16 protein-coding genes and 1 pseudogene are annotated in these 22480 nt (G+C 72.7%); 10 read left to right on the top strand and 7 right to left on the bottom strand.

The features are described from left to right. The first annotated feature begins 2 nt into the window (after positions 1-2). The 8 genes from ACQPYE_RS22350 (at position 3) to ACQPYE_RS22315 (ending at position 10845) form a co-directional block, all read left to right on the top strand. Positions 3-1682, top strand: a complete 1680-nt coding sequence (locus ACQPYE_RS22350) for an NAD(P)/FAD-dependent oxidoreductase (protein ID WP_498714144.1) — start codon at positions 3-5, stop codon at positions 1680-1682. Then, positions 1682-3124, top strand: a complete 1443-nt coding sequence (locus tag ACQPYE_RS22345; RefSeq protein WP_498714142.1) for an ATP-binding protein — start codon at positions 1682-1684, stop codon at positions 3122-3124. Before ACQPYE_RS22350 ends, ACQPYE_RS22345 begins: the two co-directional genes overlap by 1 nt. Before the next feature lie 241 nt (positions 3125-3365). Further along, entirely contained in the window at positions 3366-5996 is a 2631-nt protein-coding gene (gene rph, locus ACQPYE_RS22340) for a rifamycin-inactivating phosphotransferase (RefSeq protein ID WP_498714140.1), read from the top strand. Positions 5997-6327: 331 nt separating this feature from the next. Next, entirely contained in the window at positions 6328-6948 is a 621-nt protein-coding gene (gene sigK, locus ACQPYE_RS22335) for an ECF RNA polymerase sigma factor SigK (protein ID WP_498714137.1), read from the top strand. Beyond that, complete coding sequence (locus tag ACQPYE_RS22330) at positions 6945-7754, top strand: anti-sigma factor (protein ID WP_498714135.1); 810 nt, start codon at positions 6945-6947, stop codon at positions 7752-7754. The genes sigK and ACQPYE_RS22330 overlap by 4 nt, the downstream gene beginning before the upstream one ends. 52 nt (positions 7755-7806) lie before the next feature. Continuing rightward, complete coding sequence (locus ACQPYE_RS22325) at positions 7807-9432, top strand: molybdopterin-dependent oxidoreductase (RefSeq protein WP_498714133.1); 1626 nt, start codon at positions 7807-7809, stop codon at positions 9430-9432. 139 nt (positions 9433-9571) lie between these two features. Beyond that, positions 9572-10225 (top strand): fasciclin domain-containing protein, encoded by a 654-nt coding sequence (locus ACQPYE_RS22320; RefSeq protein WP_498714131.1) that lies wholly within the window; start codon positions 9572-9574, stop codon positions 10223-10225. Positions 10226-10365: 140 nt separating this feature from the next. Beyond that, complete coding sequence (locus ACQPYE_RS22315) at positions 10366-10845, top strand: ATP-binding protein (RefSeq protein WP_498714130.1); 480 nt, start codon at positions 10366-10368, stop codon at positions 10843-10845. Between the two features lie 67 nt (positions 10846-10912). Here ACQPYE_RS22315 and ACQPYE_RS22310 read toward each other — a convergent pair whose 3' ends face one another. Together ACQPYE_RS22310 and ACQPYE_RS22305 are read right to left on the bottom strand one after the other, a co-directional pair. Further along, on the bottom strand, positions 10913-11158 hold the full coding sequence (locus tag ACQPYE_RS22310; RefSeq protein ID WP_498714128.1) for a hypothetical protein: 246 nt from the start codon (positions 11156-11158) through the stop codon (positions 10913-10915). Positions 11159-11307: 149 nt separating this feature from the next. Further along, positions 11308-11457, bottom strand: a pseudogene (locus tag ACQPYE_RS22305) (ABC transporter ATP-binding protein); the annotation flags it as partial. 238 nt (positions 11458-11695) lie between these two features. On the opposite strand from ACQPYE_RS22305, the gene ACQPYE_RS22300 reads away from it, so the two are divergent. Further along, on the top strand, positions 11696-13729 hold the full coding sequence (locus ACQPYE_RS22300) for a carbamoyltransferase family protein (protein WP_498714126.1): 2034 nt from the start codon (positions 11696-11698) through the stop codon (positions 13727-13729). A 146-nt stretch (positions 13730-13875) separates the two neighbouring features. Here ACQPYE_RS22300 and ACQPYE_RS22295 read toward each other — a convergent pair whose 3' ends face one another. The 4 genes from ACQPYE_RS22295 to ACQPYE_RS22280 form a co-directional block, all read right to left on the bottom strand. After that, positions 13876-15579, bottom strand: coding sequence for a TOMM precursor leader peptide-binding protein (locus ACQPYE_RS22295; protein ID WP_498714124.1), 1704 nt, complete (start codon positions 15577-15579; stop codon positions 13876-13878). After that, complete coding sequence (locus tag ACQPYE_RS22290; protein WP_498714122.1) at positions 15576-17213, bottom strand: hypothetical protein; 1638 nt, start codon at positions 17211-17213, stop codon at positions 15576-15578. The genes ACQPYE_RS22295 and ACQPYE_RS22290 overlap by 4 nt, the downstream gene beginning before the upstream one ends. Beyond that, positions 17210-19663 carry a lantibiotic dehydratase gene (locus ACQPYE_RS22285; RefSeq protein ID WP_498714120.1) on the bottom strand — a complete coding sequence of 818 codons (2454 nt, stop codon included), beginning with the start codon at positions 19661-19663 and terminating at the stop codon, positions 17210-17212. The genes ACQPYE_RS22290 and ACQPYE_RS22285 overlap by 4 nt, the downstream gene beginning before the upstream one ends. A gap of 120 nt (positions 19664-19783) precedes the next feature. Then, positions 19784-19936 carry a hypothetical protein gene (locus tag ACQPYE_RS22280; RefSeq protein ID WP_498714118.1) on the bottom strand — a complete coding sequence of 51 codons (153 nt, stop codon included), beginning with the start codon at positions 19934-19936 and terminating at the stop codon, positions 19784-19786. A gap of 545 nt (positions 19937-20481) precedes the next feature. On the opposite strand from ACQPYE_RS22280, the gene ACQPYE_RS22275 reads away from it, so the two are divergent. Continuing rightward, positions 20482-21723: a PQQ-dependent sugar dehydrogenase gene (locus tag ACQPYE_RS22275; RefSeq protein ID WP_498714116.1), complete on the top strand. Its 1242-nt coding sequence runs from the start codon at positions 20482-20484 to the stop codon at positions 21721-21723. 75 nt (positions 21724-21798) lie between these two features. Here ACQPYE_RS22275 and ACQPYE_RS22270 read toward each other — a convergent pair whose 3' ends face one another. Beyond that, a complete protein-coding gene (locus ACQPYE_RS22270; RefSeq protein ID WP_498714114.1) occupies positions 21799-22002 on the bottom strand; it encodes a hypothetical protein in 204 nt (67 codons plus the stop codon). Between the last annotated feature and the right edge of the window lie 478 nt (positions 22003-22480).

Below are 22480 nucleotides of genomic sequence, written 5' to 3'. Positions count from 1 at the left end.
ACATGACGACTCCTCAGGTCGCGAGGCCCTCGATCCTCACCGTGGACGACGACCCGGGCGTGTCCCGGTCCGTGGCGCGCGACCTGCGCCGCAAGTACGGCCAGGACTACCGGATCGTGCGGGCCGAGTCCGGGGCGCAGGCGCTCGACGCGGTGCGCGAGATCAAGCTGCGCGGGGAGGAGGTGGCCGTGCTGCTGGCCGACTACCGGATGCCCGGGATGAGCGGCATCGAGTTCCTGGAAGCCGCGATGGACCTCTTCCCCGCCGCCAAGCGGGTGCTGCTGACCGCGTACGCCGACACCGACGCGGCGATCCGCGCGATCAACGTCGTCGACCTCGACCACTACCTGCTCAAACCGTGGGACCCGCCGGAGGAGAAGCTGTACCCGGTGCTGGACGACCTGCTCGGCGCGTGGCGGGCGGCCGACCGGCGCCCGGCCGGGCAGGTCCGGGTGATCGGGCACCGGTGGTCGTCGCGGTCCTACGAGGTGCGCGACTTCCTGGCCCGCAACTCCGTCCCGTTCCGCTGGCACGCGCTCGACGACGGCGACACCGAAGCCGGGCGGCTGCTCACCGCGTGCGGCGAGGACGGCGCGCGGCTGCCCGTGGTGATCACCGCGGACGGGGGGACGCTGGTCGAGCCGTCGGACGCCGAACTGGCCGCCCGGGTCGGCCTGTCCACGCGGCCGTCCACCGGCTTCTACGACCTGATCGTGGTCGGCGGCGGTCCCGCCGGGTTGGGCGCGGCCGTCTACGGCGGCTCGGAAGGGCTGCGCACGGTGCTGGTCGAGCGGCGCGCCACCGGCGGTCAAGCGGGCACCAGCAGCCGGATCGAGAACTACCTCGGCTTCCCCGACGGCGTGTCCGGCGAGCAGCTCACCGACCGCGCCCGCCGGCAGGCGCTGAAGTTCGACGTCGAGGTGCTGACCGCGTGCGACGTGGTCGGTCTGGAGGCGCGCGGCGCGGCCCGCGTGGTCCGGCTGGACGACGGCACCGAGCTGGCCGCGCACACCGTCATCCTCGCCACCGGCGTGTCCTACCGGGTGCTGGACGCGCCCGGGCTCGGCGCGCTGACCGGCCGGGGCGTGTTCTACGGCGCGGCCACCACCGAGGGGCCGAGCTGCGCGGGCCAGGACGTCTACCTCGTCGGCGGCGCGAACTCGGCGGGCCAGGCGGCGCTCTACTTCGCCGCGCACGCCCGCCGCGTGGTGCTGGTCGTGCGCGGCGACTCGTTGGCCCGGTCCATGTCGCACTACCTGGTCGAACAGCTCGCCCGGATCGACAACGTCGAGGTGCGCACGTGCACCGAGGTGGTCGGCGGCACGGGGGAGAAGCACCTGGAGACGGTGACGCTGCGGCACACCAAGACCGGCGAGGCGACGACCGTGCCCGCGTCGTGGCTGTTCGCGTTCATCGGCGCCGCGCCGCACACCGACTGGCTCGCGGGCACACTGGCCCGTGACGAGCGCGGGTTCGTGCTCGCCGGACCGGACCTGGTCACCGCCGGCCGCCCGCCCGCGGGCTGGGACCTGGACCGGCCGCCCTACCACCTGGAGACCAGCCTGCCGGGCGTGTTCGTCGCCGGCGACGTGCGCGCGGACTCGGTGAAGCGGGTCGCGTCGGCGGTCGGCGACGGCGCGATGGCCGTGTCGCTGGTCCACCGCTACCTGGAGAGGTCGTGATGGAGAACCTGACGGTCGACGACCTGCGCGGCCTGTTCCTGTTCGAGCACCTGTCGGAGGAGCAGCTGGCGTGGCTCGTCGCGCACGGCCAGGTGGAGACGCACCCGGCGGGCTCCCAGGTGCTGCGCGAGGGACAGGCGGCGACGTGCTTCTTCGTGCTGCTGGACGGCACGGTGGCGCTCAGCCGCGTCATCGGCGGCCACCGCGTGGAGACCAACCGCACCGACCACCGCGGCGCGTACTTCGGGGCCACCCAGGCGTACCTGGGCTCCGACGTGGAGGCGAAGACGGTCTACCAGATGACCGCCGACGCGGTGACCGACCTGCGGCTCTACCAGCTGCCCGCGCACGACTTCGGCGCGATGTTCCGCTCGTGGTTCCCGATGGCCATGCACCTGCTGGAGGGCTTGTTCTTCGGCATGCGCAACACCGAGCGGATCGTCAGCCAGCGGGAACGGCTGCTCGCGCTCGGTTCGCTGTCGGCCGGGCTGACGCACGAGCTGAACAACCCGGCCGCGGCCGCGGTGCGGGCCACCGGCGCGTTGCGCGAACGGGTCGCCGGGATGCGGCACAAGCTGGCGCTGCTGGCGAGCGGCTCGATCGACCCGGCCACCCTGCCGGTGCTGGTGGAGCTGCAGGAGAGCGCGGTCGAGCAGGTGGCGAAGGCGCCGAAGCTCGGTCCGATGGAGGCAGCCGACCTGGAGGACGAGGTCGCCGACTGGCTGGACGCGCACGGCGTGTCGGGTGGCTGGGACCTGGCGCCGGTGCTGGTCGCGGGCGGGCTGGACGTCGAGTGGCTGGACCGGGCGGCGGCGCTGTGCCCGCAGACCGCCACCGAGGCCGCCGTGCGCTGGCTGGCCTACACGGTGGAGACCGAGACGTTGATGAACGAGATCGAGGACGCCACCACCAGGGTGTCCGCGCTGGTGGGCGCGGCCAAGCAGTACTCGCAGGTCGACCGGGCGCCGTTCCAGGTGGTCGACGTGCACGAGCTGCTCGACTCCACGCTCGTGATGCTCGGCGGCAAGCTCGGCGACGGCGTGCGCGTGGTCAAGGACTACGACCGCTCCCTGCCGCCGCTGCCCGCGTACCCGGCCGAGCTCAACCAGGTGTGGACGAACCTGGTCGACAACGCGGTGGCCGCCATGGCGGGCGACGGCACGCTGACCGTGCGCACGTACCGCGCCGGCGAGGACGTGGTGGTGGAGGTCGGAGACACCGGCTCGGGCATCCCGGACGGGGTGAAGAGGCGCATCTTCGAGCCGTTCTTCACCACCAAGGCGGTGGGTGAGGGCACGGGGCTGGGCCTGGACATCTCGTGGCGGATCGTGGTCGACCGCCACCACGGCGACATCCGGGTGGAGTCCGAGCCGGGCGACACCCGCTTCCGCGTCCACCTGCCGTTGACCGCGCCGGCCGCGACGGGCGGCGCCGGCGGATAACGGGATCGGCGGGACCGGGCTCGTTATCCCGGGAAAAGGCGATGGAATGAATCGCGCACTTCCTCCCACTTCAACATATAGCGCATCGGGGGGCTTGCGGCAAGACCCCGGTCATGCCGCAGAATCTCCGGCCGAACCCCCACAACCTGCGAAAACAAGGTTTCGGTAGAACGCTGTGACAACAGGTGGGCAAGACCGGGAACTGCCGGCGCGAACGAGGAGCGAGCAAAGCTTGACGGGTATGGCGGAAGGTTCGCGGACGGGCGGCTACGTGCTCGACCTGGCAGAGGCCGACCAGGAGCAGGTCGCCCTCGTGGGCGGCAAGGGCGCGCACCTGGGTGAGCTCTCGCGGATCGAGGGCATCCGCGTGCCGCCCGGGTTCTGCGTGACGACGGACGCCTTCCGGCGGATCGTGGCGGACGCGCCGTCGATCGGGGATCCGCTGGACCGGCTGTCGCGGCTCGACCCGGAGGACCGGGAGGCGATCCGCGCCCGGAGCGCGGAGGTCCGGCGGATCCTCGAAGGGATCGCCGTCCCCGACGACGTGGCGGCGGCGATCACCGACGCGCTGGCCCGGCTCGGTGAGGGAGTCGCCTGCGCCGTCCGGTCGAGCGCGACGGCGGAGGACCTGCCGGGCGCCTCCTTCGCGGGCCAGCAGGACACGTACCTGAACGTCGTGGGACCGGCGGCGGTCCTCCGGCACGTCAGCCGGTGCTGGGCCTCGCTCTTCACCGAGCGGGCCGTGACCTACCGGCTGCGCAACGGCTTCGACCACCGCGAGGTCCGCATGGCCGTGGTCGTGCAGCGGATGGTCTTCCCGCACGCGTCCGGGGTGCTGTTCACAGCCGATCCCATCACGTCCAACCGCGAGGTCGCCGCCGTGGAGGCCACCTTCGGCCTCGGCGAGGCCCTGGTCTCCGGCCTGGTGAACGCGGACTCCTACCAGGTGCGGGACGACGAGGTCGTGGCCAAGGCGGTCGCCGCCAAGAAACTCGCGATCCACGCCTCGCCGGACGGCGGGACGCGGGAAGAGGCGATCGAACCCGAGGAGCAGGAGCGGCCGGCGCTGACGGACGAGCAGGTCGTGCGCCTCGTGCGGCTCGGCAGGCGGATCGAAGCGCACTTCGGCCGTCCCCAGGACATCGAGTGGTGCCTGGTCGACGACGGCTTCCAGGTCGTCCAGAGCCGGCCGATCACGACGCTGTTCCCCGTCCCCGAGACCGGTGACGACGAGAACCACGTCTACGTGTCCGTCGGCCACCAGCAGATGATGACCGACGCCATGAAACCCCTCGGGCTCTCCGTGTGGCAGATGACGACCCCGCGGCCCATGGCCGAAGCCGGTGGGAGGTTGTTCGTCGACGTCACCCCGGTGCTGGCGTCGCCGACCGGCCGCGTCGGCCTGCTGACGGTCATCGGCAAGTCCGACCCGCTGATCGACGACGCGCTGCGGACCGTCCTCGACCGGGACGGCTTCATCCCGTCGCTCCCGGACGGCGGTGGTCCCGCCCAGTCGATCCCCGGCGCCGAGCCGGTCATGATCGAGGCCGATCCGGCTCTCGTCACCGAGCTGGTCGAGCGCGGTGAGGCGTCCGTCGCCGCGGTGGCGCGCGACATCCGGGGCAAGTCCGGCGCGGAGCTGCTCGACTTCATCCAGGCGGACGTCCAGGAGCTGAGGCGGCTCCTGTTCGACCCGCGCGGCATCCAGCCGATCATGGCGGCGATGCAGGCGACGTGGTGGCTCAACGAGCGGCTGCACGAGTGGTTGGGCGAGAAGGACGCGGCCGACGCGCTCTCGCAGTCCGTCCCCCACAACGTCACCTCGGAGATGGGGCTGGCGCTCCTCGACGTCGCGGACGCGATCCGCCCGCACCCGGAGGTCGTCGCCTTCCTGCGCGACGCGGTGGACGCGGCGGACGAGGACTTCCTCGACCGGCTGGTCGAGCTCGACGGCGGTCGGGCAGCGCGCGACGCGATCGTGGCCTACCTGGACAAGTACGGCATGCGCTGCGTCGGCGAGATCGACATCACCAGGCCGCGCTGGAGCGAACGGCCCGTCATGCTCCTGCCCCTGCTCCTGTCCACCGTGAAGAACCTCGAACCGGGCGCCGGCGGGCGGCGCTTCGAACAGGGGCGGCAGGAGACGTGGCAGAAGGAGCAGGAGGTGCTGGAGCGCTTGCGGGCGCTGCCGGACGGCGAGCGCAAGGCCGAGGAGACCAAGCGGAAGATCGATCTCGTCCGCACGTTCGCCGGGTACCGGGAGTACCCGAAGTACGGCATGATCAGCCGCTACTTCGTGTACAAGCGGGCGCTGCTGGCCGAGGCCGAGCGCCTGGTGCTGGCCGGCGTGCTGCGGGAGAAGGAAGACATCTTCTTCCTGAGGTTCGAGGAGCTCCGCGAAGTCGTGCGCGCGAACCGGGTCGACGACGGGCTCGTCAGCCGGCGCAAGGACGCGTTCCGGTCGTACGAAGCGCTCACGCCGCCACGGGTGCTCACCTCGGACGGCGAGACCCTCAACGGCGCGTACCGGCGCGAGGACCTGCCCGCCGGCGCGCTGGTCGGCCTGGCCGTCTCCGCCGGGACCGTGGAGGGCCGGGCCCGGGTCATCCTGGACATGGCGGAGGCCGACGTCGAACCGGGCGACATCCTGGTCACGGCGCACACGGATCCCAGTTGGTCGCCCCTGTTCGTCGCGATCGCGGGCCTGGTGACGGAAGTCGGCGGCCTGATGACGCACGGCGCGGTGATCGCCCGGGAGTACGGCCTGCCGGCCGTGGTCGGGGTGGAGCGCGCCACGCGCGTGATCCAGGACGGGCAGCGGATCCGGGTGAACGGAACCGACGGGCACGTCGAGATCCTCCCCGCGACCTGAGCGCGACGCCGGCGGTTCCGCCGCCGGTGTTTTCCCCTCCGGGAATTGGACGCTGTCCTACAGCTTCCGGCTCGACCAGGCCAACTGCGTGCCGACCGTCGTCAACCGCACGGCAGGCCCCGACACCGGCTTCCGGGAGTCCGACGGCAGCTGCCGGCAGGGCTGTGGATCCGACGCGGGACCACTGCCTTCGCAGTGGTCCCGCGTGCGTTTCCGGGGACCGAGCGGGCACCCATGTGATGTGCGTCACTTTTTCTGGTCTTGGTCGACCCGTGAGCCGGTCGGCTGCGAACCACCGGGGATCGAAGGGCGATCCGACGGAAGGGACACGATGGCAGGGCGTGAGCGCAAGCTCCAGGCCGTATCCGCCGCCGCCGGTGACGTGGGTGGTGTGGGTGAGGCGGGCGGTGTTTCGGCGGAGGAGTTGTTGTGCCTGGTGGCGCGGGGTGACGAGCGGGCGTTCGAGCGGTTGTACGACGTGGTGGCGGGCAGGGTGCTGAGTCTGGTGGTGCGGGTGTTGCGTGATCACGCGCAGTCGGAGGAGGTCGCGCAGGAGGTGTTGGTGGAGGTGTGGCGCACGGCCGCCCGGTTCGACCCGCAACGGGGTAGTGCGTTGGCGTGGGTGATGACGGTGGCGCACCGTCGTGCGGTGGATCGGGTGCGGTCGGCGCAGGCGGCGTCGCGGCGGGAGGACCTGGCGGCGCGGCGTGACGTGGAGACGCCGTTCGACGCGGTGAGCGAGCAGGTGGCGGCGCGTGTCGAGCAGCGGCAGGTGCGGCGGTGCCTGTCGTCGTTGACGGAGTTGCAGCGGGAGTCGATCCTGTTGGGTTACTTCCGGGGCTACACCTACCCCGAGACGGCGTCGGTGCTCGGCATCCCGCTGGGCACGGTGAAGACGAGGATGCGTGACGGTCTGATCAGGCTGCGGGACTGTCTGGGGGTGACCCGGTGACCGGTGGCACCGCGCGCGTGGACGCGCACACGTTGATCGGGGCCTATGTGCTCGACGCGGTCTCCGACGCCGAGCGGCGTGCTTTCGAGGAGCACGTCGCGGGTTGTCCGGGTTGTGCGCAGGAGACCGCGGAGTTGTTCGAGACGACCGCGTTGTTGGCGGGAGTGGCCACGGTCGAGCCTCCGGGCCACTTGCGCGACCGGGTGTTGAGCGCCATCGCCGACACCCGCCAACTGCCACCGGAAACCGACGTGGACGGGACCGTCCGGACCGGAACGGAGCCGCTCCGCCGAGGGAAACCGACGCGCGGAGCCTCAAGCGGGGTCGTGTGGTTGCGCAGGACTGCCACGCTGGCCGCCGCCGCGGGTATCGCGGTCGCCGTGACGCTGGGCATCCAGGGAGCGGACACCAATCGTCGCCTGGAGCAGGACCTCCAGGCCTTGGCGCAGGTCAACGCCGACAACAGCCGGGTGGCCGACCTGCTGGCCGCACCGGACGCCAAGCTCGTCCGAGGTGAGGCGACCGGCGGCGGCACCGGCACCGTCGTGGCGTCGTCCGCCAAGGGCCAGGTGCTGTTCCTCGGCCAGGGCTTGGCGCGACTGCCCGAGGACCGCACGTACCAGCTGTGGCTGATCGGCGCCGACGGACCGCGTCCCGCCGGGCTGCTGGCGTCCTCGGCCGGACAGACCGAACCCCTGCTGGCGGGTGGCTTCACCGGCCGGGAGGCAGTGGGCTTGACCGTGGAACCGCGTGGTGGGTCGGCTCACCCCACCACCCCGACCGTGGTGGTCCTGCCGCTGGTCTGAAATACCGGTCGCGAAGGGCAATCCGCCGGGCCGTCCGCTGCGAACAACTGGTGTGAACGCAACCACACGCAGGCAGAGGACCGATCCCGGGGCACCGCGGCTGCCGCTGTGGGCGGCGGCCGCGGCGGGCGTCGTCGCGGTGGGCGCGGCGCTGGCCGCCGGGCACCTCGTCGCCGCGCTCGTCGACCCGTTCGCGTCACCGTTCCTGGCCGTGGGCAACACCGCCATCGACCTGACCCCGCACCCGGTGAAGGACTTCGCGATCCGCACGTTCGGCGAGGACGACAAGCTCGTCCTGCTGACGGGCATGGCCTTGGCCATCGCTGCCGCGGCGGTCGTCGCCGGGCTGCTGTCCCGCCGCAGCCCGCTACCGGGAACGGTCCTGGCCGCCGCGCTCGGCGTCGTGGGCATCGCGGCGGTGCTAGCCCGCCCCACGCTGGGGCCGGCCGCCGTGCTCGCGCCGGTGACCAGCCTGGTCGTCGGCGTCCTGGTCTTCCGGTGGCTGCACCGGCTCGCCCGCCGTGCCCCGTCGGACGTGCCGTCGACCGTCGAGGACACTGTGAACGGCACCGGCACCGGCACGCGTGCGCTGGACTGGTCGGTTCCCGGCCTGGGACGCCGCCGCTTCCTGATCACCTCCACGGCCGTCGCCGCCGCGGCGGGCGCGACCGCCGCCGCCGGCCAGTTCATCGGCGGTCGCGTCGACGTGGAGGCCTCCCGTCGCGCCATCCGGCTCACCCCCGACGTGGCAGCGCCGCCGATCCCGGAGGGTGCGGACTTCGCCGCATCCGGGACACCCTCCTTCATCACCCCCAACGCCGACTTCTACCGGGTGGACACCGCGTTGTCGGTGCCGAGGATGCGGGCGCAGGACTGGCGGATGCGCGTGCACGGCATGGTCGACCGCGAACTCGTGCTCACCTACGACGACCTGCTGGACAGGCCGCTGGTGGAGCGGACGATCAGCCTCTGCTGCGTGTCCAACGAAGTCGGCGGGCCGTACATCTCCACCACCGACTTCATCGGCGTGTCCCTGCGCGACATCCTCGTCGAGGCGGGGGTCCGGCCCGGCTCGGACCAGCTCGCGACCCGCAGCGTCGACGGCTGGACCTGCGGCACACCCGTCGAGGACATCATGGCACCCGACAGCGGCGCGCTGCTGGCCATCGGCATGAACGGCGAACCGCTCCCCGCCGAGCACGGCTTCCCCGTGCGGATGGTCGTGCCCGGGCTGTACGGGTTCGTCTCGGCGACCAAGTGGCTGGTCGACGCCGAACTCACCACCTTCGCCGACTTCGACGCGTACTGGGTCAAGCGCGACTGGGCGCGACGTGCCCCGATCAAGACCATGTCCCGCGTGGACCGGCCCAAGGCCTTCGAGCAGGTGCCCGCCGGGAAGTTCACCGCCGCCGGGGTGGCCTGGGCGCAGCACCGGGGTGTCGACGGGGTCGAGGTCCGCGTCGACGGCGGCCCCTGGCAGACCGCGACCCTGAGCCGGGAGGTCAACGTGGACACCTGGCGGATGTGGCGCGCCGAGCTGGACCTCCCCGCCGGTTCCCACACGCTGGAAGTCCGGGCCACCGACCGCACCGGCTACACCCAGACCCGCGAACGGGCCGAACCGATCCCGGACGGCGCCGCGGGCTGGCACACGATCGTGTTCACCGCCCGACCGTGACCAGCCCGAACACCGCGCGGCGGGAGAACTCCCGATCTTTTTCCCGGACCGACCAATCCGACGCCCCACCGGCGCCGAACCACCCGTGACAAGCCGGGAAGAACCGTCCCGGCAACCGTCCTCAAAGGAGTGACCTCTCATGCGCAGCACCCGGATCGCGTCCGCGGTCGGCGTCGTCACCGCGGCCCTGCTCGCCCTGACCGCCTGCGGCAGCGGCGACCAAGCGGCCTCCGACACCACCACCCCGGCCGCCGCCACGACCACGACCACCACGACCGCCGCCAAGGCGATGAGCGACGGCGTCACGAAGACCGGTGACGTGTTCGGCGCCGCCTGCGCCAACCTGCCCAAGGACACCGAGGGCTCGCTCGACGGCATGGTCGACGACCCGGTGGCCACCGCCGCGAGCAACAACCCGCTGCTCACCAAGCTCGTGGCCGCCGTGAAGGCCGCCGACCTCGTCGACACCCTCAACAAGACCGACGCCAAGTACACCGTCTTCGCGCCCTACGACCCCGCCTTCGACGCCCTCGGCGCGGACACGCTCAACGCCGTGCTCGCCGACAAGGCCAAGCTGACCGGCATCCTGACCTACCACGTCGTGCCGCAGCGCATGGACAAGGACGGCATCCTGTCCTCGGCGGACCTGCCCACCGTGCAGGGCGGTGCGCTCAAGGTCGAAGGCTCCGGCGACAACGTCACGGTCAACGGCGCCAAGGTGCTGTGCGGCAACATCCCGACCGCCAACGCCACGGTGTTCGTCATCGACAAGGTCCTGATGCCCGCCTCCTGACCCCGCACCACACCGGTTCCGCGCCGAGAGGGACCGCGGCCACGTCCCGTGGCCGCGGTCCCTGTTGGTGTGCGTGGCCTGGGTCACCTGATCAGGCTCGGCGGCGGTGGGTCGGCGGTGGAGGTGATTCGTTCGGCGACGTGCGGGTACACCTCATGTGGTTCGGCGTATTCGGCAGGAGGGTGGAGCGGGTGGTGATGCTCTACGAGAGCGAGACTGGTGCCGGACCATCGGCTCTGGACCTCACCGGCGAGGTTCCGCCGTTGGCCGGGATCCGCCGGTGGACGGGTGAGGTGCTGTCCGGTCTGACCGGTGACGAGATCGAGGACTGCCTGCTGGTCGTCACCGAGTTGGTGTCCAACGCCTACGACCACGGCGAGGCTCCTCGCCGGGTGCGACTGCGGAGGTTGTCGGAGCCCGCTGTCGTGCGGATCGAGGTCGACGACGCCGGGAGCGGCGACGTGGCTCCAGGTCGGTCGCGACTGGGCTCGGACCGAGGACGGGGGATGGTGCTCGTGGAGCACTGCAGCGCGCGGTGGGCCGTCGACCACCGCGAGAACGGCAAGACCGTGTGGGCGGAGATCGACTGCACGGGACAGGCGCTCGGCCCTCGGGACTGAGCCGCACCGCGGCGGCGTCGATGCCGTCGCCACTGACTGCGAAGTGCCGACCGGACCTCGGACGGACTCAGTCGAGGGGGTTGCAGCGAGCCTGGCCGAACACCAGGTAACCGCGCTGCACACCGGAGGTCACGACGCTGCCGTCGCAGTCGATGGACCGGAAGCCGTTGAACTCGGTGTGCTCCGGGTCGGCGTACCACTGGTACAGGCACGCGTAGCCGCTCTTGCACACCGGGATGGCCTGGGCCGAGGCAGGCGCCAGGGCGACGACGCCGAGTGCCACCACGACGGCGACCAGCAGACGACGGATCACGGTGGACCTCCTCGCTCGGGGACCACGCCCGAGTGCGCGGTGCGGGACTGCCTGAAGGATGGCAGCAGGACCGGAGACCCCAGCACCACCGATCGGCAGAACGCTTCGGGGTCCGGCGGGCCGTCAGCCCGGCGGGGTCGGGTAGCCGCGCGGTAGAAGGAGCTGTAGAGCTCCAGCGCCTCGCGGACCTCCAGCTTGTCGGGCAGTTCGCTCTCCTGGAGCTGCGCGCCGAGCAACTGCCGCAGCCCGCCGGTGTCGCGTCCCGGGTCGAGGCCGCAGACGCGAATGGTCCCGCCGTCCGCGGGATCGACCACGAGGACCGGGATCACCGCGGCCCCGGTAGACCCACCCCATCCTCCGATCGGAGGATGCCCCGCCCGACCGCGAGCGCCGGCGCGCCGTCCGGGCGGTCCCGAACCTTCGGCTGGCCGTGCCGCCGGCGGAGCTGGAACCGTTGGCTCGTCGAGGTAGTCGCCGAGCGGGTGGCACCGGACCTCACGACGGGCAGCGCCGGACCTCACGAGTGGAGCAACAGCCATGCTGACGTTGGGCATCAGTGGACACTTCGACCTGTCACCGGCGCTGTACCAGAGCTTCATGCACGACGCCGCCGCCTGCCTGGTGGCCGATGGCGAGCTCGTCGCGGCGGTCGAGGAGGAGCGGTTCAACCGGATCAAGAAGACGAACAGGTTCCCGACCGAGGCCGTGCGCGCCTGCCTCGAACTGGCCGGCGTCCGACCGGGGGACATCGACGGCGTCGGCTACTACTTCGACCAGGACCTCCTGGACCTGGGCCTGCGGACCTTCCAGGTGGCGGCGCCCGTGGTGCCGGGCACCACCGGCCTCGACCTCCTCCGGGAACGGCTGCGCACCCGGTTCGACTGGGACATCGCCCCGGACCGGGTGGTGTTCGCGCGGCACCACCTCGCGCACGCGTGGTCGTCGTTCGCCCGGTCGGGCATGGCGGACGCGCTGGTGGTCGTCATGGACGGCCGCGGCGAGGACGTCTCCACCACGATCTTCGCCGCCGGGGCCGGTGGGATGCGCGAACTCCGGTCCTACCCGGTCCCGCCCTCGCTGGGCCTGCTCTACCAGAACGCGATCGGGCACGTCGGCTACGGTTTCGGCGACGAGTACAAGGTGATGGGGCTGGCGCCGTACGGCGATCCGGCGACCTACCGCGAGCAGTTCCGCAGCCTCTACACCCTGCTCCCCGACGGCGACTACGAACTCACCCCCGGTCTGCCGGACATCAACCCGACCGTGGCGCCGTTCCACGCGATCGGGTTCCTCACCCGGATCGCCGGTGAACCGGTGACGCAGGAGCACAAGGACTTCGCGGCCGGGCTCCAGGAGACGCTGGAAATCCTGGCCATGCACGTGCTCGCGCACTGGGCTCGGCAGACCGGCGCGACCAGGTTGTGCTTCACCGGCGGTGTCGCGCACAACAGCAGCCTCAACGGCGTGATCCTGCGGTCGGGCCTGTTCGACGAGGTCTTCGTCCACCCCTCCTCGCACGACGCGGGCGCGGCGGAAGGCGCGGCGATCGTGGCCGCCCAGCGCCTCGGCACACCCCACACCCGCGTCGCGCGGTTGACCAGCGCGAGCCTCGGCCCGGACCTGGGCACACCGGACGAGGTGGAGCGGCAGTTGGCGCGGTGGAGCGGGGTAGTGGACATCGAGCGGCCCGCGGATGTCGTCGGCGCGACGGCCCGGCTGCTCGCGGACGGCGCGGTGGTCGGCTGGGCACACGGACGCTCGGAGTTCGGACCACGCGCCCTGGGCAACCGCAGCATCCTCGCCGACGCACGCCCGGTCGACAACCGGGACCGCATCAACGCCATGGTCAAGAAACGGGAAGGTTTCCGCCCCTTCGCCCCCGCCGTCACACCGGAAGCCGCCGCCACCTACTTCGACCTCACCGACACCGAAGCCGACCACGGCTTCATGTCCTTCGTGGTGCACGTCCGGGAAGACCGGCGAACCGAACTGGGCGCCGTGACGCACGTCGACGGCACCGCGCGAGTCCAGGTCGTCACCCCCGGGGCCAACGCGCGGTTCCACGACCTGATCACCCGATTCGGCGAACTCACCGGCACCCCCGTGCTGCTCAACACCTCGTTCAACAACAACGCCGAACCCATCGTGCAAACGATCCACGACGCCATCACCAGCTACCTCACCACCGAGATCGACGTCCTGGTGGTCGAGGACTTCCTGGTCCGACGACGGGAACCGGTGATCCGGGCGCTGGACGACCTGGTGCCGGCGTTCCGCCCGGACACCCGGCTGCGCCAGGACTGGCAGCCCGGCGACGAGGTGAGCGGCGAGGTCTACCTGGGCTACTCGTTCGGTCCTTCGGCGACCGTGTCACCGGCCGTGTTCGGCCTGTTGGCCGCCGTGGACGGCAAGTCCACGATCGCGGCGCTGGCGGGGGAGTTGACCGACGAGGTGCGCGCCGAGCTCATGGCGCTGTGGCAGCGCCGGTTCTTCACCCTCGCACCCGAGCGGTCTCCGGACGTCCCGACCGGTCCACGTCACGGTCGGTCCTCCAGCGGGGTGAGGTCGTAGGTGAAGCCGGTGGCCCAACGCCGCTCCGAACCGGCCCGGCAGGTCGGTCAACGCGATCCGCGGTCCCGCCGGGGGCGGCTGTGGCGCGGGCTCCGGGCCCGACGTGATCGCGCGGCCGGGCCCGTGCCGGTGCGCGTCGGCGGCCGTCACGGGAACGGGTGGGGCAGCAGGGGGCCGGTCGCGCGCAGTCGCGGTATGCCGTGGGTCCTGCGGTCGCGCTCGCCGAACGTCATCGGCAGGGTGCCCGGCACGACAACCTTCGCCGTGTGCAGGCCGAGGCGGTCCCGCACCACCGGATCGGTCAGGTCCACCGCGATCACCTCCAGGTCCAGCGCGGCCCACGCGGTCACGTAGTGCTCCAGCAACGCGTCCAGGTCGTGCCGGGGCACGTCGGGCGCGGGCGGCGCCACCGGGTCGCCCGGTCGGAGGAAGTCGTGGCGGTCGGCGGCCTCGGGCAGGCCGTTGACCGCCACGTGGTCCTCCATCGTGCGGATCAGCTCCGGCTCGCGCAGCAGCCGCAGCAGCCGTTCCCGGTCGTGCTCCTCCGGTTCGGCACGCGCGCGCCTGGCGGCCGACTCGACGTCCACCGCCACCTCCACCACCGCGGACCGCACCGCGACGTCCGGGTCCACACCGGCGCCCGCCGCGAAGAACGCCCGCGGCGCCGGTCCGTCACCGACGTAGCGGGCCAGCGCCAGCACGGCGGGCACGGCCAGGTCGTTGGTCGCGTCGTAGCACTCCAGCCGGTAGTCCAGCTGGTCGAGCCGGTCGGACAGGTGCAGCGCGAGTTCGTCGCGCACCACCACTTCGCGCAACGGCGTCCGCTGGTACCAGGCCATCAGGAACGCGTCCCGCTCGGCGACCTCGAACAGCCCGTACAGCACCGCCTCGGTGAGGCTGTTGCCGGTGCCGCACCCGTTGGACGTCTCGTTGACGAACCGCGGTCCGGGTGTGCCGCCCCAGTAGACGACGTGCTCGGGCACCGCCACGGTGGCGCCGCGCGAGTACGACCACCCGTGCACCCAGCGCGTGCGGACCTCCGGGGTGTAGGGCGTGCACCGCGGCGACGGGAAGTCCGGCAGGCCGAGGCGGGTCGGGTCGACCGCCCGTGCCGGACCCAGGTCGGCGAACGACGCCTCCAGCACGGTCGAGGTGCGCCGGGGACGCATCCCGGCGAGCCGTTCCACCGCCTCGAACAACGCCACCCGCTCGGACTCGCCGAACGTGGCCGTCCGACCGAGCCCCGTCTGCCGCCCGTCGTCGCTCACGATCCGCGCGCTCACCGCCGGCAGTGGCAGGTCGCCGACGCGGGTCACCTGGTCCACCGGCCCGTGCCGCCGGTCGACCACCGCGGCGCGCACCGCGTCGCCGCCGGTGAGCGGGTTCGCGCCGCGCAGCGCGCCCGGCGACACGGGCGCCGGTCCGCGGGCCACGACCGCGGTCGCGGCGGTGTCCTCGGGCAGCGGCCCGCACACCGGGCAGCCCCCGGGGCGGGGCCGCACCAGGTGCTCGGTCACCGCGCCCACATCCGTGCGGACGGCCAGCACGCGGTCCCGGTAGGCGTCCGGATCGGCCAGCACGAGATCGGTCAACGCGTCCACCAACGGGCCGTGCACGGGGGAGGGCACGCCACCCAACCGCATTCCCTCGTCACGGCGCGGCACGGTGGCGCTCTGCGCGGCCAGCCGGATGTCCTCCGCGCAGCCGAGGCACACCCCAGGCCCACCTCCGACGACCGGACCCAGCAACGTCACCGTGCCGTCGTACCGGATCGGCAACACCGCCGTGCCGTCCGCGCCGACGCGCCGCACGTCGCCGATCGTGTAGGCGGTCAACGACACCACGTTCACCGGCCCACCCCCGGCACCGCGAACGCCACCACACCGGCCGAGCGCAGGACCGGACCCAATACCACCGGCTCGACCTCCACGCCGCCCGACAACTCCGCCAACCGACGCTGCAACGCGCCTTCCACCTCGCGCAACCCGTGCGGCCAGTGCCAACCCCGACCGGTCCAGGGCACACCTGCCGCGTACGGCTCCTCCACCGGGAACGCGCCGGAGAGCACGACCGGCTCCGACCCGCCGGTTTGCACGACCGGCTTCGAACCACCGGAACGCACCGCGTGCTCCCACCGGCCTACCTGAGCGCGGCCCGCTGCGGCCATCGCGGCGAACGCCACGGCGTCGGCGGCGGTCGCTTCGATCGCCCAGGACAATTCCTCGCCACCCGCGTCACCCGAGCGCACGACCGCGTCACCCGAGCGCACGACCGCGCGCACCACGCCGTCGCCGAGCCGGTCCACCGCCAGCTCGGCGGACAGCGCGAACCGCACCACCACCGCCTTCCACCACCGCCGCGCGGTCGGGTCGGTCTGCCACTCGTCCGGGTCGACCGGGGTGCCCGGCAGGGCCCGGGCGGCGGTGCGCAGCGCGAGACCGAGCGCGTGGACGGCATCCGCGCCCACCACGGCGTTGCCGGGCGCCAGCCGACGCGCGGCGCGGAGGACGGCGTCCAGCCGGGCGGACTGCTCGGTGACGCCGTACCCGACGACACCGCCCGAGGCGGCCAGCTTCACCGGGACCTGGGGCAGGTCACCGGTCTCCGGTGCGGGCACCGGCCCGAGTTCGGCGTCACCCAGCACGTCGACGGTCTGCCCGGCGGGCGGCGCGGGGCGCACCGCCGACAACCACGGGTGGTAGTCCGCCCGCAGCGGGTCCACCCGGGCGACGAACACCGGGTGGTGCACCGGACGCGGTGCGGGCGCGTCGGACACCTGCGCGGGATCGGGCAGCCCCGCGACCGCGCACACCAACCGGTGCGCGGCGGCCGAGCCGACCAGCGCCGCCAGCACCGCCGGCGGCTCACCCGCCGCCCCGTCGAGGCGGTGGGCGACGGCCTCGGCGTCGGCCGGCACGTCACCGCGCGCACCGGGCGCGACCACGAACCCCACGTCCGCGGCACACCCGGCGGCGACCGCGTGCGCGCCGCACACCAGCAGCAGTCCCGGCCCCGGCTCGACCGGCGCGACCGCCGGCAGGATGGCGGCCAATGCCCGGCGCGCGGCCTCCGCCACGGCGCCGGACCCGATGACGGTCACCGTGCTCTCGCGCAACGAGTCCCACGCCCGCGCGGGCCGTTCCGCCACCGATTCCAGCCACCGCGCGACGTGCTCGGGCGGACCGTCGACGTCCCAGGAGGCGGGCACCCGGACCAGCAGGTCGTGCTCGCGCAGCTGATCGATGATCATCCCCAGGGCCGCCGCCACGGCCGGCGGCGCCTGCTCCGGCACGGTCAACCGCTCCGGCGGCACGCCCGTGGTCAACGGTCCGACCAGCTTCTGCCAGATCGTCCACAGGCCCTTGCCGCCACCGACGGTGAAGGCGGTCGCCCGTCCCCGCACGTGCAGGCCGTCGTCCGTCGGGCCGGCGTGGACGAGTGGGCGCAGCCGCAGCAGTTCCCCGTCCACCCGCTCGTCCGTCACGAGACACCCCAGTACGTCTCCGCGACCACTTCGAGCACCCGACCGCCGGGGGACTGCGCACCCGGCACGGGCAACGCCTCGGTCAGCTCGACACCGCCGGGGAACCGGGACAGCAGCCGGGGCAGGCAGCGCAGGTGCAGGGCGTTGCCGAAGTCGACGTACTGCGGCTTGGCCCGGATGAGTCCGCGTGCCAGGTGGTCGGCGGACCGGGACGTGGCGTGGGCGTCCACGAACACGTGCTCCGGCAGCCCGTGCCGGGCGCGCAACCGTGCCACCGCGGGCGCGACCGCCTCGTCCGCGCCCAACTCCGGGAGCACGGGGAAGTCCCACGTGCGGCGGGCGAGCACCACGTCGCGGTAGCGCAGCCCTCCGCGCAGCACGACGTCGCCGTCGACCTCCCTCGACCGCAGCGCCTCCAGGGCGATCCAGCCGCACGCCAGGTCAGCGTGCAGCGGGATGTACCGGTCGGGCAGCACCAACGGCAACAGGAACCCGAGGTACACCACGTCCAGCGGCTCGCCCCGGTGCACCACCCTGACCTCGTCGGTCCGCGGGTCGTGCCGGACCTGGAGCTCGTCGGCGGGCAGGTCGGCCCACCGGGCGTCCTCGCCGATCTCGCGGGCGGCCAGCAGCGGGTGCAGGTTGGCGTTGAACCCGCGCAGCGGCCGGAACTGGGTGAACCGCTCCCCGAGGGCTCGCCGCAACCGCGCGGCCACCGCGTCCGCCGCGCCGGGCAACCGCCGCAGGAACCGGCTCGTGAACTTGCCGAAGCCGGGGTAGACGTGGTTGACCACCAGCCGCCCGTCCCGCGTCGGCTGGCCGAAGAACGCGTACGAACCGGGGCGGCGCAACCACTCCGGCACGTGGGCGGCGGCCTCGTGCACCAGGTCGTCCGTCAGCACGCCGTCCGCACGCGCCGCCGCCGCGATCTTCGCGCGGGACTCCATCAGCGCGACGACCTCGGGATCGTGCCCGGACTCGGCGCTGTTCACGTCGTCCGGCGAGACGCCCGACAGGAAGACCGCGCACTCCGCCAGGGAGGCGGTGCCGCCGGGGCCGACCGCCGCGACGAACCGGTTGCGCACCAGCCTGCGCAACAGCACGTACTGGTCGAACAGGACCAGCAGCGGGGTGAGCAGGGTCAGCGCGCCGGTCCCGGTGGCGGGCACCGGGACCGGCTCCGGCAGGAGGACGTCCTCCCTCACCGGCGCGATCCCGGACAGGTCGACGCCGACCCGTTCGCCGAGTTCGCGCCAGCCCGCGTCGAGTGCCGCGGTGGCGACGGCCCGCGCGGGTGGGTCCGCGGTGGCGAACGCGGCGGTGGCCGTCACCAGCCGCGTCAGTCGATCGGCCACCTCGTGCGCGCCCCGCTCGCGCAGCCACGCGGCGACCGCCGCCGGCGCGTCCGGGTCCTGCGGGTGCACCGGCTCCACGGGCACCAGCAGGGCGATGTCGAGCATCCGCTCGACGTAGGCACGGGCGGCGGCGCCCGCGTCGGGCGTGGACAGCCTGGCGGCCAGTGCCCCGGCCAGGTCGGCGGGCACGACGCCGTCAGGCCCGGCGTCCCGCACCGCCGCCACCAGGAACCGCAGCGGCCCCGTGGCCGCCACGTCCACCTCCTCCTCGCGCGTGAAGTCGACCCGTGACGGCGGGGCGTCGGGCCCCGGGACGACCGGGGTGTCGCGGCGGAACACCACGTGGCCGTCGTGCTCGCGCAGGCCGGGCGCGAGTCGGTGCGGCCGGTCGCGGAACGCGGCGAGCAGCCGGGTCAGCAGCATCCGGTTCACCTCGGTGTGCGCCACCGGTCGTGCCGCCGGCCAAGGCCCGTCACCCCAGGTGCCCCAGCCGACGTGGGTGTACCAGGACAGGGGACTGGTCTTGGACGTGGCGCGCAACGCGTACCGCAGCACCGTCGCCTCGGCCTTGCGGGTCTTGCGGTCGGGCGTGCCGCCACCTGCCGCCGTGCGGGTCAAGCCGTGCAGCAGGTCCGCGCCGGTCGACACCCCGGCCAGCCGCACCGGCTCGGCCCGGCACACCTCGGCCAGCACGGCGCGTTCGGCGGCCAGCGCGTGCGGCCACGCGTCCAGCACCGCCTCGGTGGCGGCGTCGAGCGCGGCGCGTTCGTCGAGCCAACCCCTCACGAGCGGGACGCGCTCGGGCAGCGTGCCCAGCTCGGCCAGCAGCGCGGGCCGGGGCGAGCGGTCGTTGTGCACGTCGCGCCGCAGGGGCAGCACGACCCGGCGGTGGAACTCGGCCGGGTGGTCGCCGGCGCTGTCGTGCAACGCGTCGGCCACGTTCGGCGCGAGCTCCCGGATGCGGGACCGCGCCGCGACCGCGGCGGCCATCGCCGCCCGGAAACCCGCCGCGCCGGACGGTGGCCCGGGGTGGGGCAACGCCGCCACGCGGACCAACGCGTACGGCGCCAACTCGGTGGTGATCACACCGGCCATGCGCGCTTCCTCCGCGGGTGGGGGATCGGGGGCGTCGGAACCGACGCCCCCGACGTGGAACACCGACGTGCCGCCACGCGCGGTCCGTTGTGGCGACCACGTCGGCTCACCGGACCGGGACTACTTCTTGGCGATGTACGGGCTCGTCTCGGCGCAGCACGAGCAGGACACGGTCGCGACCGCGGGGTCGCCGTCCTGGTACCTCGCGTCGGCGATGGTGGTCACGGCCAATTCATCCAGGACCAGGTCCTCGACGTCGAAAGTCAAGTCCATGGCTTCCTCCTCATTCGGTTCGGAGTGGGGCTCGGCAGTGCGACCCTAAGCAGGTTGTTCGGACACCGACAAGACCCGTCGAAGCTATTCCAAACGATTCGGGAAAGGTGTTGGCGCGGTCATTCGGGTGAGTGCGGGCGGTTCGAACGGAGGGCCCTGTCCGAGGGTTTGACAGGTGTTTTCGGGTTAATCGCGCGGTACTCGCGGCGAAGTGCTCGGGAGCGGGTGTAGTTTGCACACCACGCGATTCGGTCGCGGTCGGGCGTCGACGCCGTGGTCCGAGTGGCGGATTCGTGGCGTGCGCCATCCGTCGCCGCTCGGTGGGACCGGGAGTTCTTGGTCGGGGTGCGGGATTCCGAACGGGCCGGAACCGGGTCGTCCCGAAAATTCGCGCAATTCAGCCGCGGTTATTGTGGCGCGCTTTCGCCGGAAGGCTGCCGGTGATCGTCTCCCCGGCCGGATCGGGGGTGGCCGCCATCGCGAAGTCGCGGTAGGTTGGGAGCGCTCCCAGAATGCGTCTCTCACCCTGCTAGAGGAGCCGAACCATGTTGCGACGGCGTTGTCGCCCGGTCACCCTGCTGGCCGGCTTGCTCATCCTGGCCCTGTCCGCGTTCCTGCTGCCCCCGTTGTCGGCGGGCGGCGTCGCCTCGGCCGACGCACCCCACACCCGCGCGGTGCCGGTCGCCGAGCTGACCGTGGCGTCCGAACAGGTGGCGACCGGTCTGCGGCGTCCGATCGCGATCACCGGGCTGCCGGACGGCCGGATGCTGATCGCGGAGAAGGAGGGCACCGTCCGTGCCTACCACCCCGACACCGGCCTGGCCGCCGAGCCGGTCCTCGACCTGACCGACCGGATCGACCCGTCGGACAACGAGCGCGGCCTGCTCGGCATCACGCCCGCGCCGAACTTCGCCCGGACCGGGATGCTCTACGTGGCGTACACGAGCCTGCCCGCCGGCGCGCTGACCCTGGCGCGGGTGCCCATCGGCGCTCCCGGGCGGTTGCAGGTGCTGCTCACCCAGGAGCACGCCGAGTACGGCAACCACAACGGCGGACAGGTGGCGTTCGGTCGCGACGGCTACCTCTACTGGTCCCTTGGCGACGGCGGCGGCGCGTACGACCCGTTCAAGTCCGGTCAGGACCTCGGCACCCTGCTCGGCAAGATCGTGCGGATCGACGTCAACCGCGCCTGCGGGCCCAAGCCCTACTGCGTGCCCTCCAACAACCCGTTCGTCCGCGTGGCGGGCGCGCGTCCGGAGATCTGGCTCTACGGGCTGCGCAACCCGTGGCGGTTCTCCATCGACCCGGTCGACGGCTCGCTGTGGATCGGCGACGTCGGCCAGGGCCTGGTCGAGGAGATCAACCACATCCGCCCGTGGCAGGGCGGCGCGAACCTCGGCTGGTCCTGCCGGGAGGGCACCCCGGTGTTCGACCCGCAGCAGTGCCGGTCGGGCGGGCGGTACACCGACCCGGTCTACGAGTACGACCACTACAACGACAACTGCTCGGTGACCGGCGGCGTGGTGTACCGGGGGTCCCGGACCCCGGAGGCGTGGGGCACCTACGTCGCGGCCGACTACTGCTCGACCCGGGTGTTCGCCGTGCGCCCCAAGCTCGACGGCGGCTACGAGTCCGCCGTGATCGGCAACCTCCCCACCCAACCGTCCGCGATCGCCACCGACGCGCGCGGTGAGCTGTACGCGCTCAGCGACCTGCCCGGCTACCTGAACCGAGTGCGGTTCGAGCGGGTCCAGCCGACCCCTGGCAGCCGGGTGGCGAACCGCTGACCCTCGGGGTCGCACCACGCAAGACCTCCGGGGACGGCCGCTTCCGGGCGGCCGTCCCCGGCTCCGTGCTCGCCTTCATCCCTCCTGCCCTGCGGCCTGCGGCGGCGGTAATCGCAGACCGGCGGGGTCGGGGCGCCCGCCGGCCTTGCCGAAGCGGTCGAGCAGCACCTTGGCGTCCTCGCGGTAGGCCTCCACCTCGTTGAGGCGTTGCCGCCGGTAGGCGACGGCCAACGCCACCGCCGCCCCGACACCGCCCACGACCGCCGGTACGACCTTCACCGCGTCGACGCCCGAGCGCCATCGTCACCGTCCGATGGCGGCGACCAGCAGGACCACCGCCGACCACCGCCGCACACGCGACGTCCGCGGAGGTCCCGGCACCGCACGACTCACCTGCAACGAGTTCATGCGCGACATCGTCGACCACCGGCGCCTTCATCGGTCCGGGATTCGGCCTGCCCGACGCGGCACGTCAGCCCAGTGGCGCGCACCCGACCACACGACCGGCGAGTCGACCCGCGCCACGGGTCCAACCGGACAGTGCAGGGGATGCAGTCGAATCAATTCGACAGGCACAGTTGTTGCCTTGAAGCACTTCCAGCGCCTACGCTGACGACTCGATCGAACCGGTTCGACCAGCGTTGCCCGACCCGTTCGGAGTCATCATGGTTCAACGGCGAACTGTCCCCGTCGCGCCTGGCGCACGGTCCGCGTGCCGGACCGCGCCGCGCCCACCGCTCCTCCGCCCCGGTGTTCC

It is taken from the genome of Actinosynnema sp. CA-299493 (genome assembly GCF_050946825.1).
GTDB lineage: Bacteria > Actinomycetota > Actinomycetes > Mycobacteriales > Pseudonocardiaceae > Actinosynnema.
This window is presented reverse-complemented; position numbering and strand designations above follow the sequence as displayed.

Excerpts from the sequence above, each read along its gene's own strand:
- ACQPYE_RS22350 (WP_498714144.1), top strand. The coding sequence starts at position 3 with ATGACGACTCCTCAGGTCGCGAGGCCCTCGATCCTCACCGTGGACGAC.
- ACQPYE_RS22345 (WP_498714142.1), top strand. The coding sequence starts at position 1,682 with ATGGAGAACCTGACGGTCGACGACCTGCGCGGCCTGTTCCTGTTCGAG.
- rph (WP_498714140.1), top strand. The coding sequence starts at position 3,366 with ATGGCGGAAGGTTCGCGGACGGGCGGCTACGTGCTCGACCTGGCAGAG.
- sigK (WP_498714137.1), top strand. The coding sequence starts at position 6,328 with ATGGCAGGGCGTGAGCGCAAGCTCCAGGCCGTATCCGCCGCCGCCGGT.
- ACQPYE_RS22320 (WP_498714131.1), top strand. The coding sequence starts at position 9,572 with ATGCGCAGCACCCGGATCGCGTCCGCGGTCGGCGTCGTCACCGCGGCC.
- ACQPYE_RS22300 (WP_498714126.1), top strand. The coding sequence starts at position 11,696 with ATGCTGACGTTGGGCATCAGTGGACACTTCGACCTGTCACCGGCGCTG.
- ACQPYE_RS22285 (WP_498714120.1), bottom strand. The coding sequence starts at position 19,663 with ATGGCCGGTGTGATCACCACCGAGTTGGCGCCGTACGCGTTGGTCCGC.
- ACQPYE_RS22280 (WP_498714118.1), bottom strand. The coding sequence starts at position 19,936 with ATGGACTTGACTTTCGACGTCGAGGACCTGGTCCTGGATGAATTGGCC.
- ACQPYE_RS22275 (WP_498714116.1), top strand. The coding sequence starts at position 20,482 with ATGTTGCGACGGCGTTGTCGCCCGGTCACCCTGCTGGCCGGCTTGCTC.